This window comes from Buttiauxella massiliensis (assembly GCF_902500225.1).
Classification (GTDB): domain Bacteria; phylum Pseudomonadota; class Gammaproteobacteria; order Enterobacterales; family Enterobacteriaceae; genus Buttiauxella; species Buttiauxella massiliensis.
Map to the genome: position 1 here is coordinate 1 of NZ_LR722663.1, position 13,545 is coordinate 13,545.

At 49.1% G+C, this 13,545-nt stretch carries 9 protein-coding genes and 1 other RNA gene; 7 read left to right on the plus strand and 3 right to left on the minus strand.

Features of this window, described 5'->3' with window-relative positions; translation table 11 throughout:
* A partial coding sequence (locus tag GC128_RS19075) for an integrase core domain-containing protein (protein WP_151993624.1) occupies nucleotides 1-92 on the plus strand: 92 nt, incomplete at its 5' end.
* Between the two features lie 56 nt (nucleotides 93-148).
* Here the strand turns inward: GC128_RS19075 and rprA are convergent.
* Both rprA and ydiK read right to left on the minus strand, forming a co-directional pair.
* Nucleotides 149-255: antisense sRNA RprA (gene rprA / locus GC128_RS19080), an RNA gene on the minus strand.
* A 210-nt stretch (nucleotides 256-465) separates the two neighbouring features.
* The gene (gene ydiK, locus GC128_RS19085) at nucleotides 466-1,566 is read right to left on the minus strand and encodes an AI-2E family transporter YdiK (protein ID WP_064518327.1); all 1,101 of its coding nucleotides are present in this window, start codon (nucleotides 1,564-1,566) and stop codon (nucleotides 466-468) included.
* Nucleotides 1,567-1,897: 331 nt separating this feature from the next.
* Here ydiK and ydiJ point away from each other — a divergent pair, with 331 nt between their 5' ends.
* The 5 genes from ydiJ to GC128_RS19110 all read left to right on the plus strand — a co-directional run bounded on the left by ydiJ (nucleotide 1,898) and on the right by GC128_RS19110 (nucleotide 12,067).
* Nucleotides 1,898-4,954: a D-2-hydroxyglutarate dehydrogenase YdiJ gene (gene ydiJ / locus GC128_RS19090; RefSeq protein WP_151995617.1), complete on the plus strand. Its 3,057-nt coding sequence runs from the start codon at nucleotides 1,898-1,900 to the stop codon at nucleotides 4,952-4,954.
* On the plus strand, nucleotides 4,951-5,361 hold the full coding sequence (gene menI / locus GC128_RS19095; RefSeq protein WP_151995618.1) for a 1,4-dihydroxy-2-naphthoyl-CoA hydrolase: 411 nt from the start codon (nucleotides 4,951-4,953) through the stop codon (nucleotides 5,359-5,361). The genes ydiJ and menI overlap by 4 nt, the downstream gene beginning before the upstream one ends.
* Nucleotides 5,362-5,521: 160 nt before the next feature.
* Nucleotides 5,522-9,046 (plus strand): type I restriction-modification system endonuclease, encoded by a 3,525-nt coding sequence (gene hsdR, locus GC128_RS19100; protein WP_226812183.1) that lies wholly within the window; start codon nucleotides 5,522-5,524, stop codon nucleotides 9,044-9,046.
* A gap of 79 nt (nucleotides 9,047-9,125) precedes the next feature.
* Nucleotides 9,126-10,727 carry a class I SAM-dependent DNA methyltransferase gene (locus GC128_RS19105; protein WP_151995619.1) on the plus strand — a complete coding sequence of 534 codons (1,602 nt, stop codon included), beginning with the start codon at nucleotides 9,126-9,128 and terminating at the stop codon, nucleotides 10,725-10,727.
* Nucleotides 10,727-12,067, plus strand: coding sequence for a restriction endonuclease subunit S (locus GC128_RS19110; RefSeq protein ID WP_151995620.1), 1,341 nt, complete (start codon nucleotides 10,727-10,729; stop codon nucleotides 12,065-12,067). Before GC128_RS19105 ends, GC128_RS19110 begins: the two co-directional genes overlap by 1 nt.
* A 128-nt stretch (nucleotides 12,068-12,195) precedes the next feature.
* On the opposite strand, the gene GC128_RS19115 is transcribed toward GC128_RS19110, so the two are convergent.
* A complete protein-coding gene (locus GC128_RS19115; protein WP_151995621.1) occupies nucleotides 12,196-12,633 on the minus strand; it encodes a hypothetical protein in 438 nt (145 codons plus the stop codon).
* Between the two features lie 462 nt (nucleotides 12,634-13,095).
* Here GC128_RS19115 and nudI point away from each other — a divergent pair, with 462 nt between their 5' ends.
* Nucleotides 13,096-13,521 carry a nucleoside triphosphatase NudI gene (gene nudI, locus GC128_RS19120; protein WP_151995622.1) on the plus strand — a complete coding sequence of 142 codons (426 nt, stop codon included), beginning with the start codon at nucleotides 13,096-13,098 and terminating at the stop codon, nucleotides 13,519-13,521.
* Nucleotides 13,522-13,545: the final 24 nt, after the last annotated feature.

Here is a 13,545-nt window from a genome sequence, read left to right on the forward strand (position 1 = left end):
TGGTCAGGGAGTCGGTAGAAATCTACAATACCCGGCGTCCGCATCTGTCGTTAAAATACAAAACGCCCGATGAAGTTCATCAGGCATTTTAAGGCTGAAAAGTGTCAACCTATATCAGGACTAGTCATTCATCGCGGCTAAGCATGAACCAAAAAAAAGCCCATCGTTGAGATGGGCAAAGACTACACACAGCAATTCGTTGTTTCACTCAGGGGATTTCCATGCTTATAAATCAATGTGTTGATTCATAGCCGTGAAGTAATAGTAGGCATCTCACCCTGGAGCGTCACTCGGATTCGTCTCAATAGTTAATAGAAAGTAAACGGTTGGGGTCACATTACGGGATGTTTGATGCATCAAGGAGTTCTGGAGAGGGGGCAAGCCTGGTATTGATAAGTAGTGTTAATCAGTTAGGTTATGTTGCTCCTACAGTTGTAGAAGCAACATTCGTTTTAGGTGGTGTACTTATTCGTGTTCTTCAAGGACTTCCACGACTTCATTCGGGTCATCCTGCGGCGCTGGTGCCTCGTGCATCCATACCGAAATCAAACGGTAAGAGACTGCCAGCAGAACCGGCCCGATAAACAGGCCAATCATGCCAAAGGCAATCAACCCACCGATAACGCCAGAAAGAATCAGGATCATCGGCAAGTCCGCACCCATACGAATCAGTACCGGACGAATAAAGTTATCCATCGTGCCGACTACGCAACTCCATACCAGCAGCACCGTGCCCCAGGTGTTATCGCCGGTCCAGTACAACCAGGCAATTGAAGGCACCAGCACCAGCAATGGGCCGATTTGCACCAGGCAACATAACATCATCACTACGGTTAGCAGTGTCGCATTTGGGATACCGGAGATGGCAAGCCCCACGCCACCTAAAACCGACTGAACCAGTGCGGTGACAACTACACCAAGTGCTACAGCGCGAATCGCTTGCCCTGCAAGTAATACAGCCGCATCACCACGCGTTCCCGCGAGGCGGAATGCAAAGTGGCGAATCCCATTGCCCAGCGTTTCACCTTTCGCATACAGCAGCACACTAAACAGCAGCATCAGGCCGCAATGCATCAGGAAACTACCTACGTGTATCGCTTGGCCCAGGAACCAGGTTGTTGTGGTGCCGATATATGGACGCACTTTCGCCATAATGGCACTGCCACCACTCTCGACCAGCGTATTCCAGCCTGCGTAGAGTTTGTCGCCAATAAGCGGAATGGTATTAAGCCACTCAAACTTCGGTAACTCCATATTGCCTTTGGTAGCCCAATCAATAACCGGGCCGCTGTTATCCACCAGGCTGTTCACCAACAACGCCACCGGAATAACAAACAACATCAACAGCAATAGCGTCATAACCAGAACGGCGAGTGAGCGTTTTCCCCACAATAATTTCTGAACTTTGAGCATCAGTGGCCAGGTGGCGAGCACGATTGTACCTGCCCAGGCAAAACCAAGAACAAATGGGCGCACTATCCACAAACAGGCGATGATCATCACCGAGATAAACAACACCGACAGCAGGATTTGTAGCAGATCCTTTGGCTGACTCACTTTAACCATAGATAAAATCCCTTAATTACTGATAACGGGCAAAACGCCACGTTAAAACCGCGAAGCGGATGTGTTAATGATGATGTATTTCCTCGATTTTGGACAGGTACAAAACAGACGGGAATGTCTGAATAAAATGTGTTAAAAACGAATACCCGTCATAATTCGAGCCGCAGGTGTGTTGACTACACCCGTGCGCCCCAGTCACATAGCAATCTATGCTCCTGGGGACTTACGGCCTTGTCGCCTTCCCGCAACTCGGATTATTTAGGGTATTAGAATTAATAAACGCAAACGATAACTCACAACTCTTACAACGTCAGGCAGGGTCGGAAAGTCAATGATCCCACAAATTTCTCAGGCACCAGGTCTTGTTCAATTGGTGCTCAATTTTTTGCAGGCACTGGAACAACAAGGTTTTACCGGCGATACCGCCACCAGCTACGCTGACAGGCTTACTATGGCCACTGACAACAGTATTTATCAGTTGTTGCCAGATGCGGTGTTATTCCCTCGTTCTACGGCAGATGTGGCATTACTTGCCAGACTGGCCTCTGAAGAACGCTTCAAAACCCTGGTCTTTACACCACGTGGTGGTGGCACCGGCACTAACGGTCAGTCCTTGAATAAAGGCATCGTTGTCGACATGTCGCGCTACATGAATCGCATCATTGAAATTAACCCCGAGCAGGGTTGGGTGCGGGTCGAAGCGGGCGTGATTAAAGATCAGCTCAACCAATACCTGAAACCGTACGGTTATTTTTTTGCACCGGAACTTTCCACCAGTAACCGGGCCACGCTCGGCGGGATGATTAATACCGATGCTTCAGGGCAAGGTTCATTGGTTTACGGTAAAACGTCTGACCACGTTATGGGCGTTCGTGCTGTGTTATTGGGGGGCGATATTCTCGACACACACCCGATGGCGACAATGCTTGCTGAAGAAATGGGGCGCGATGAAAGCCCAACCGGCAGGATTTATAACACGGTGCTTGAGCGTTGCCGCGAACATCGCCAATTGATTATCGATAAATTTCCGAAACTTAACCGCTTCCTGACCGGCTACGATCTGCGCCACGTCTTCAACGACGATCTTTCGCAGTTCGACCTGACACGTATTCTTTGCGGCTCAGAAGGCACACTGGCGTTTATTACCGAGGCGAAACTGGATATCACGCGTCTGCCGAAAGTGCGCCGCCTGGTGAACATTAAATATGATTCATTCGACTCTGCGCTGCGTAACGCGCCGTTTATGGTAGAAGCCCGTGCGCTTTCCGTCGAAACCGTCGATTCAAAAGTCCTCAACCTGGCGCGTGAGGATATCGTCTGGCATTCGGTTAGTGAATTAATCACCGACGTTCCTGGCAAAGAGATGCTGGGGCTGAATATCGTGGAGTTTGCCGGTGATGACCTCGAGCTCATCGACGGTCAGGTTGCTTCACTATGTGAGCGTCTCGAATCGCTGATTTCACAAGGTGAAGGCGGCGTTATCGGTTGGCAGGTTTGTAGCGAACTGGCAGGCATTGAGCGCATTTATAATATGCGCAAAAAAGCCGTTGGCCTGCTGGGTAACGCGAAAGGGCAGGCGAAACCCATCCCGTTTGCGGAAGATACCTGTGTACCACCGCAACATCTGGCCGATTACATCACTGAGTTCCGCGCGTTGCTTGATAGCCATAACCTGAGTTACGGCATGTTCGGCCATGTCGATGCGGGCGTTTTACACGTGCGTCCTGCGTTGGATATGACTGACCCGCATCAGGAAGTGTTGATGAAGCGCATTTCTGACGATGTGGTTGCGCTCACCGCGAAATATGGCGGTTTGTTGTGGGGCGAACACGGTAAAGGTTTCCGTGCCGAATACAGCCCGGCGTTCTTTGGCGAAGCGTTGTATGAAGAGTTACGCCGTATTAAAGCGGCATTCGACCCGAACAACCGCCTGAACCCAGGGAAAATCTGCCCGCCGCTTGGCGTGGATGACCCAATGATGCAGGTCGATGCGGTGAAGCGCGGTACTTTCGACAGGCAAATCCCGATTGCGGTGCGCACCTCATGGCGCGGTGCAATGGAGTGTAACGGTAACGGCTTGTGCTTTAATTTCGATGTGAAAAGCCCGATGTGCCCATCGATGAAAATTACCAGCAACCGCATTCACTCGCCAAAAGGGCGGGCGACGTTAACACGTGAATGGCTGCGTTTGCTTGCCGATCGTGGCGTTGACCCGGATGCGCTGGAAAAACAGATGCCGGAAAAACGTGCCAGCTTGCGTACGCTTATCGAACGTACACGCAATACCTGGCATGCCCGTAAAGGCGAATATGATTTCTCTCATGAAGTGAAAGAGGCGATGTCGGGTTGTCTGGCCTGCAAAGCGTGTTCAACGCAATGCCCAATTAAAATCGACGTGCCGGAATTCCGCTCTCGCTTCTTGCAGCTCTATCACACTCGCTATCTGCGCCCAATGCGTGACCATTTGGTGGCAACCGTCGAAAGCTACGCACCGTTAATGGCGCGTGCGCCAAAGACCTTCAACTTCTTTATGAGTCAGCCGTGGGTACGCAGTCTATCTGCCAAACATATCGGTATGATCGATCTCCCAATGCTCTCGACGCCATCATTGCAGCAGCAGTTAGTAGGGCACACCTCAGCAAATACCACACTTGAACAGCTTGAGAACTACAGCACTGAGCAGAAAGCTAAAACGGTGCTGGTAGTGCAAGACCCATTCACCAGTTATTACGATGCGCAAGTGGTGGCGGATTTTGTGCGCCTGGTGACAAAGCTGGGATACGAGCCGGTAGTTCTGCCATTCTCACCCAACGGCAAAGCGCAACACATCAAAGGCTTCCTGCAAAAATTCGCTCGCACCGCGCGTAAAACGTCGGACTTCCTCAACCGCATTGCGAAATTGGGAATGCCAATGGTGGGGGTCGACCCGGCTCTGGTGCTCTGCTATCGCGACGAATATAAGCAGACGCTCGGTGAAGAACGCGGTGATTTCCACGTTCAACTGGTGCATGAATGGTTGCCTGCTGTGTTGGAAAACCGTGAAATGACAAGCGTTGGTGGTGAGTCGTGGTATCTGTTTGGTCACTGTACCGAAGTCACCGCGCTACCCACTGCGCCAAACCAGTGGGCGGCAATATTTGCACGCCTGGGCGCAAAACTTGAAAACGTCAGCGTCGGCTGTTGCGGCATGGCGGGAACCTACGGGCATGAAGTTAAAAACCATGCTAACTCACTGGGGATTTACGAGCTTTCGTGGCACCAGGCAATGCAGCGTCTGCCGCGCCAACGCTGCCTGGCAACCGGCTATTCCTGCCGCAGCCAGGTCAAACGTGTGGAAGGCAACGGTGTTCGCCATCCGCTACAGGCACTACTGGAGATTATGGGATGATCTGGCGGCGTGAAGTAAACCTGGATGCGCTTAATAAAATGGGTGCCGACAATATGGTGGCGCATGTGGGTATCGTATTTACCCGCATTGGCGATAACGAGCTGGAAGCCACTATGCCGGTTGATAACCGCACTCGCCAGCCGTTTGGCCTGCTGCACGGCGGTGCGTCGGTGGTGTTAGCTGAAACACTCGGTTCTGTGGCTGGGTACTTGTGTACCGAAGGCGAGCAGAAAATTGTCGGCCTCGAAGTTAATGCCAACCATCTGCGTTCCGCGCGTGAAGGTATCGTGCGCGGTGTTTGTACTGCAGTGCATGTTGGGCGCAGGCACCAGGTCTGGCAAATCGAAATCAGCGACGAGCAAGGGCGGCTTTGTTGCACATCAAGGCTGACGACTGCGGTGATTTAGATTCCCTCTTCGCAAATTTTTTATTCATTTCATCAATAGCTAACGAGTTGACGCATATCACTTGATATGCGTTCACTTAACAGTATGATTTCCTTTGCTTCATCCATTTATCTTTCCGTTGCAGCCTATTTTCTTTGCCCGTCATCAAGGGAGTTGTGCTTTGAAAACAATATCTAATACCGGTTCGGCTAATTTCAATTTTCTTGCCGAGCACGATCCCCTTTTTGTGCAAATAGCCTCTGCGGCGGAAAACATATTTCCCAGTGACCCCAATACCACTTTAATAAAACTACGACAGTTAGGTGAGGCACTAGCGCAGCATATTGCTGCTCTGGCGGGCATCGAATTTGATGAGCAGGTTTCGCAAGCGGATTTACTTTTCCGCTTACAACGTGAATTAAAGTTTGAGCCGATGGTGAAGGATTTATTCCATACGCTTCGGATAGAAGGCAACAAAGCAACGCATCAATTCAGAACAAAACATAAAGAAGCGTTGGAAGGATTAAAAATAGCGCGCGCACTGGCTATCTGGTTCCATCAGTCGTTTGGAAAAGAAGGAACCGCTTTTAAGCCGGGCCCCTTTAACCCGCCCGTTGACCCGAGTTCACAGCTAAGGGATCTACAGGCAGAAATTGACAACTTAAAAAACGATCTCAATAAAGCAAACATCCAGTTAGATTCCAGCCAGCAACTTCAGGAACTGCTAGCAAAAGAGAAAGCAGATTATGAAGCGCTGGCTTATGAGATGGAGAAAGAGTCTAAAACTCACGAAACTGAAGCAAAACAACAAGAAGATCAGTTGTTGCAGCTCCAACTGGAGTACGAAGCAAAACTGAAAGCGCTGCAGGAGCAATTAGCGGCGAAGGATGAGAAGCAAGCCAGCGAGCAAAAACAGCAGGTTTCGAAGAAGACGCAGCTTGCCAGCAAATATCTATCCCTCAATGAAGAACTCACCCGACTGCTCATCGATCAAAAACTCACCGAAGCAGGGTGGCCCGCAGACAGCAAAGAGTCGACATGGGCAAAAGGCGATCGTCCAGAAAAGAATGTGAATAAGGCTATTGCTGAATGGCCCACTGAGTTCAAGGGTAAAAAAGGGCGTGCGGACTACGTTCTGTTCCGTGGCCTGACACCTATGGCGGTCGTTGAAGCCAAAAAAGAAAACGAAGATGTGGCCGGGAAAATCCCGCAGGCGGAACGTTATAGCAAAGGTTTCAAATTAGAAGCCCCCATGGCCGGAGCCTGGGAATTGGCAGGACGAAGTGTTGCATGGGCTGATGAATCAGATGGCCACTATCACGTCCCGTTCGTTTATTCCTGCAATGGGCGTCCATACGTACCGCAACTGGCTGAATCTTCGGGCACCTGGTTTCGCGATGTGCGCGAACATTCAAACATCCGTCGTGCACTCCAGCAATTCCATACACCAGACGGATTGCTGGACAAACTAAAGCGCAGCAAAGAAGCCGCGGAGAAAAAACTCCAGCAAGAAGCTTTTGGTTATTTACACCTGCGCGATTACCAGGAAAAAGCGATTTTAGCAGTCGAAAATACCCTGGCGAAAAACATCCGTACGGCGTTGCTGGCGATGGCAACGGGCACGGGAAAAACACGTACCATTATTGGCCTGATTTACCGCTTCCTGAAAACCGAACGCTTTAACCGCATTCTTTTTCTGGTAGATCGCACATCGCTTGGAACCCAGGCGACAGACGCTTTTAAAGAAGCGCCCCTGGAACAAAACCTGACGCTGGCTAAAACCTACAACATTGCCGAAATGGGCGATATGGCACCGGAAGCGGAAACGCGTGTGCAGGTTGCTACTGTGCAAGCGATGGTCAGCCGCATATTTGCATCTGATACACCGCCGCCAGTTGATCAGTACGACTGTATTATTGTGGATGAAGCGCACCGTGGTTACACACTCGACCAGGAAATGACTGAGGGTGAGTTAGCTACTCGCGATGCCAGCCAGTATCTTTCCAGCTATCGCCGCGTGCTGGACTATTTCGATGCGGTGAAAATCGCCCTGACGGCAACGCCTGCGAAGCACACCAGCGAAATTTTTGGTAAACCGATTTACGTCTATTCCTACCGCGAAGCAGTTGCTGATGACTGGCTTATCGACCATGAGCCGCCGATTCGTTATCAGACACTGTTGACGCAAAATGGCATCCATTTTGATAAAGGCAGTGAAGTTCATGCCATCAATATCCATACCGGTGAAGTGGAAGTGGATGAACTGGACGATGAACTGGATTTTGAAGTTGATGCTTTCAACCGAAAAGTGATTAGCGAAAACTTTAACCGCGTTATTTGCCAGGAACTGGTGAAAGAACTCGATCCATTTGGTGAAGAGAAAACACTGATTTTCTGTGCGACAGATAAACACGCGGATATGGTGAAACGCCTGTTAGATGAAGCCTTCAGGGAAGAATACGATAATTACAACCAGGCCGCGGTCGAGAAAATCACCGGCAAAAGCGACAAAGTCGACACCTTAATCAAACTGTATAAAAACGAACGTTACCCGAACATTGCTATCACTGTTGATCTGTTAAGTACTGGCATTGACGTACCGAAAATTTGCAACCTGGTGTTTATGCGCCGGGTGAAATCACGCATTTTGTATGAGCAAATGATGGGCCGCGCTACACGCCGCAGTGACGACATTGGCAAAACCGTCTTCCGCATTTACGACCCAGTGGATATTTACGAAGCGTTAAATGATGTCAATACCATGCAGCCGCTGGTCAAAGACCCAAACATTACGCTCGACCAGTTAGTAGGTGAATTAAGCGATCCTGAAACGCTGGAAAAAGCACTCGAAAACCCAGGCGATAATAGCGGAGAAACTCAGGCTGACGTGGTGCTCAGTGAGCTTAGCCAAAAACTGATGCGTGTGTTGCGTAAGGCGGAGAAAAAAGCGGAAACCAACCTCGAGATGAAAGAAAAACTCGATGAGCTGCACGAGCTATGGGGAGTTGAACCGAAACAGTTACACCAACACCTTCACCATATTGGCCCACGCCAGGCGGCTGAATTCCTGCGCAAACACAGCGGGTTATTAGCGCAACTGGAAGAAGTGAAAGCCATTGCGGGTAGCCTGTATCGCCCGGTGATTTCTGAACATTATGATGAATTGCGTGAACGCAGCCAAAGTTACGGAACCCATACCCGTCCGGAAGACTACCTGGAAAGCTTTGACGAATTCATTCATCAGCAAATCAACCAGTCTGCGGCATTGTCGGTGGTGGTCAATAAGCCGCGCGATCTGACGCGTGCACAGTTAAAAGAGATCCGCCTGTTGCTGGATAGCGCGGGTTACTCGGAAGTGAAACTACAAACCGCCGTGCGCAACCAGAGCAACAAAGATATTGCCGCCAGTATTATCGGCCATATTCGCCGCGCCGCACTGGGTGAACCGCTGGTGGCGTTTGAACAACGAGTTTTGCAGGCGATGGATAACATCTATGCCAGCCATAGCTGGACAACCCAACAGCGTAAATGGCTGGACAGGTTAGCCAAACAACTGGTGCATGAAGTGATCATCGACAAACAATTCATCAACCAAAGCTTCGCTGAACATGGCGGTGCGAAGAAGTTGAACGCAACGTTGTCTGACAAGCTTGACCGCGTACTTGATGAGCTAAATGAGGCAATCTGGCCGCAAAAAAGCGCCTGATTCTGTTAAACTCCCGCCCGAATTTCTTTTCTTAAAAACAGCCTTCTGCACTTTCCAGAAGGCTGATTCAGGATGAACCATGAATAATAACGATATTGTACAAAAGCTGTGGAACCTGTGTGATGTGCTGCGCGATGACGGCATTAACTACAGTGATTATGTTGGCGAGCTGGTGATGCTGCTGTTTATCAAAATGGTGCATGAGAATACCGAAGCGGAAACGCTGGATAAACACACCCTGCCAGCAGGTTGCCGCTGGACCGATTTGAACGACAAATCAGGTCTGACACTGCTTAACGATTACAAACAAATCCTGTTCAGCCTCTCGACCGGCAAAGATGCCGAAGGCAACCTGGTGCATGCCGACCCGTTGATTAGCGCCATTTATGCCGATGCGCAGACCCGCCTGCGTGAACCGCGCCATCTTGAGCAAATGATCCGCACGCTCGACCAAATCGACTGGTTCAGCGCCAAGAAAGACGGCCTCGGTGATTTGTATGAAGGCTTGCTTGAGAAGAACGCCGGGGAAACTAAATCCGGTGCCGGGCAATACTTTACCCCGCGTGCATTAATTAACAGCATGGTGCGCTGCATTAAGCCGCAGCCAGGCGAAGTGATTCAGGACCCGGCAGCCGGAACGGCGGGCTTTCTGATTGCCGCTGACCAGTACATCAAACAGCAAACTGACGACCTTTTTGATTTGCCAGCCAAAGATAAAGCTTTCCAGAAAAACAAAGCCTTTGTGGGCGTGGAACTGGTGCCTTCAACCCGCCGCCTGGCGCTAATGAACTGTTTGCTACATGGCATGGAAGGGGACGACGAAGGCGTGGTACACCAGGGGAATGCGCTAGGTATGGCGGGCAGTAGTTTGCCGCGTGCCGATATTATTCTGGCAAACCCACCGTTCGGCACCTCGAAAGGCGGGGAAGCGAGCATCACGCGTGACGATCTGACTTACGCCACCAGTAACAAACAACTGGCCTTCTTGCAGCACATTTACCGCAACCTGAAACCGGGTGGTCGCGCCGCCGTGGTGTTGCCGGATAACGTATTGTTTGAAGCGGGTGTGGGCACCAGCGTGCGCCGCGACCTGATGAACAAATGCAACCTGCACACTATTCTGCGTTTGCCGACCGGGATTTTTTACGCTCAGGGCGTGAAAACCAACGTGTTGTTCTTCACCAAAGGCAGTGCGACCGACAAACAGCAGGACGAAAACTGTACCGAAAACGTCTGGGTTTACGATCTGCGCACCAATATGCCGAGCTTTGGCAAACGCACGCCGTTTACTGAAAAACACCTCCAGCCGTTTGAAACCGTCTTTGAGCAAGGCCCGCGCGCCGAAGGTGAATGGAGCTTTAACGCCGCAGAAATTGAAGCGCCAGAAACTGCGGAAAATGAAAACGTGGCCGATAAACTCACCACCAGCCGCTGGCGTGTCTTTACCCGCGACTGGATCCGCGATACCAAAGGCGATTCACTGGATATCTCCTGGCTAAAAGACGACAGCAGCGTCGATGCCGCCAACCTGCCAGAGCCGGGCATTTTAGCTGGGGAAGCAATGAGCGAATTAGTGCAGGCGCTGGGCGAACTGGACGCGCTAATGCGTGAACTGGGCGCAGGCGATGAAGCGGATGCGCAGAAGGTGCTGCTGGATGCGTTGCTGGGGGAAGGGAAGTGATGGAAAAGGAGTTTGGGGGATTGCCTGAGGGGTGGGTAAAAACCACTTTACAAGAGATAGCATCGTGGGGGTCTGGTGGCACGCCATCAAGGAAATACCCAGAGTATTTCAATGGTGATATTCCCTGGATAAAAACCGGAGATTTAGGTCCACGTATTATTAAAGATGCAAGTGAGTTTATTACTGAAAAAGCGGTAAAAAATTCTAGTGCAAAATTTTTTCCAAAGAATTCTGTTGTGATTGCTATGTATGGTGCAACAATTGGCAGAACATCAATACTTGGTATTGATGCAACAACAAATCAGGCTTGTGCGGTTGGTACACCGATTGAGGGTATTACTACAAGTCTGTTTCTTTATTATTTCCTTCTTGACCAGAAAGATTCTTTTATTGCTAAAGGTAAGGGTGGAGCACAACCGAATATTTCTCAGGCGGTGATAAAAGAACATGTTGTATTTTTGCCATCTGAAGCAGAACAAGAAATCATCGTAGAGAATCTTGATTCGTTACTAGCACAAGTCGACAACATCAAAACTCGCCTCGATCAAATCCCACAAATCCTGAAACGTTTCCGTCAGGCGGTGCTGAGCGCTGCGGTAAATGGGCAATTGACGAGGGGCTATGCAAATCAAAAATGGGCAATAAAAAAGCTTTCTGAAATTGGTAATTTCGAACGAGGTAAATCTAAGCATAGGCCGCGTAATGATCCCCGCTTGTTTGGAGATAAATATCCATTTATTCAGACAGGTGAGGTTGCACATTCTAATGGTATATTGCTTTTAGTGTCTAAGTATTATAGTGAATTTGGATTTGCGCAGAGTAAGCTGTTCCCTAAAGGGACTCTGTGTATAACTATTGCCGCTAATATTGCCGATACTTGTATATTAGGTATAGATGCATGCTTTCCTGATAGTGTAGTCGGATTTACACCGGAAATATCTCTTTGTGATGTGAGATTTGTAAAATATTTAATAGATGATAATAAGGAAAAACTCGAAGCTTTTGCTCCTGCTACAGCACAGAAAAATATCAACTTAAAATTGTTGAATAGTTTGCAATTCCCAATCCCTTCTTTGTCTGAACAAACCGAAATCGTCGCCCGCGTCGAAAAACTCTTTGCCTGGGCCGACAATATCGAAAAGCAGGTTAATAACGCACAACAGCGCGTCAATAACCTGACGCAATCGATCCTCGCTAAAGCGTTTCGCGGCGAATTAACCGAGCAATGGCGTAAAGACCATCCGGAATTGATTAGCGGTGAAAACAGCGCTGCGGCATTGCTGGAAAAAATCAAAGCTGAACGGGCTGCTCAAACGAAAAAGAGCAAAAAGAAAGCGTAATGGCTTAATGTCTGCGCTTTGTAAGCTGCCGACCTGGGCTATTACGCCCTGGTCGGATGCCGCTAACGCTAATCCGACCAGGGAAACCAATCCGTAGGGGGGATTAGCGCAGCGACATCCACCAGTATTTATCCGGCTACATTTGCAGTACGCAAAAAACGCGGCGTTTTTAAATCATCCACCAGCGTATTAACCAGCTGCATCAATAAACCATTAAGTTGCTGCATTGTCTTCAAAGGCAGTGAATGGCATAACAGCACTCGCGTAACAGCCTGGCAGTAATCACAAAGAGCATCGCTATCCGCAAGCCATTTCGCTTCGGGGAATTCAGACGGATCGTCAACAGATAATTGTTCAATACGTGCAGCCGATAATGGTTTGTCCAGATTCTCTTTTATCGCTTCAATATGTGCATATACGTAATTGCACAGTGCCGCACATTCGGCTGGGCTATCGCTATCGATTAATATATCGGTGAGTAATTCACAGCGTTCGGCGAGATCGATGATATCGAGATTGTTGGTATTAATTATTACCTGATGAGGGAAAAGCGGATTCATATTCATTATGTAGGCTTCCATTAGTGTATTGCGATATCACCACAGGAAACGCCAAGTTCACTGGTGGTGGACTGGACGGGGTTGGCGTACCGACACTAATGAAACGGCGCATCTTTCGATGCCCCCAACCAGCCCACCATAATTCAGGCAGGCCGCGAGTATAACTTTATTAGTGGTCAGGACGCCAATCCTGGCACCTGATTTTGCAGGTGCGTGGGCATATTATCGTTATCAATACACCTCTAAAAGGGCGTATTTAAGAGACTGGAAAGCCACTCGCAAACAATTTTTCTGATTTGCATAGAGTGAAAAATCACGCTTTAAAATTAATGGATGTATTTTTCATAATACATATCATGAATAACTAAAATCATTAAAATTTGTGGAAAGTGCCCCGCAAAATATTTTTCTAAGCAAATTGAGTAATCTGTTAAGGTCATACGGCGGCCATAAACATAAGGAAATCCAATGCGTCAGAGAGTTATTGTTTGCCCAATTATTGAAAATAACGGTGAAGTGCTGCTGTGTAAGATGGCAGACGATCGCGGTGTGTTCCCTGGGCAATGGGCGTTATCCGGCGGTGGAATGGAGCCGGGTGAACGAATGGAAGAGGCGTTGCTACGCGAAATTCATGAAGAGCTGGGCGCAGAACTGCAGATAACCAGTATTAAACCCTGGACCTTTGCCGACGATGTGCGCGTGAAGACCTATGCTGATGGCAGCAAAGAAGAAATCTACATGATTTATCTGTTGTTTGACTGCGTGAGCGCCAATCGCCATGTCACGTTTAACGAAGAATTTCAGGAAATCGCCTGGGTTAAACATTCTGAACTGGGCAACTATGATTTGAATGAAGCGACACGAGCGACCTTCAGCAAAAAAGGCTGGCTTTGATCTCTGTTGTACATATCCGAAATT

Excerpts from the sequence above, each read along its gene's own strand:
- GC128_RS19115 (WP_151995621.1), bottom strand. The coding sequence starts at position 12,633 with ATGAATATGAATCCGCTTTTCCCTCATCAGGTAATAATTAATACCAAC.
- menI (WP_151995618.1), top strand. The coding sequence starts at position 4,951 with ATGATCTGGCGGCGTGAAGTAAACCTGGATGCGCTTAATAAAATGGGT.
- GC128_RS19105 (WP_151995619.1), top strand. The coding sequence starts at position 9,126 with ATGAATAATAACGATATTGTACAAAAGCTGTGGAACCTGTGTGATGTG.
- GC128_RS19110 (WP_151995620.1), top strand. The coding sequence starts at position 10,727 with ATGGAAAAGGAGTTTGGGGGATTGCCTGAGGGGTGGGTAAAAACCACT.
- ydiJ (WP_151995617.1), top strand. The coding sequence starts at position 1,898 with ATGATCCCACAAATTTCTCAGGCACCAGGTCTTGTTCAATTGGTGCTC.
- ydiK (WP_064518327.1), bottom strand. The coding sequence starts at position 1,566 with ATGGTTAAAGTGAGTCAGCCAAAGGATCTGCTACAAATCCTGCTGTCG.
- nudI (WP_151995622.1), top strand. The coding sequence starts at position 13,096 with ATGCGTCAGAGAGTTATTGTTTGCCCAATTATTGAAAATAACGGTGAA.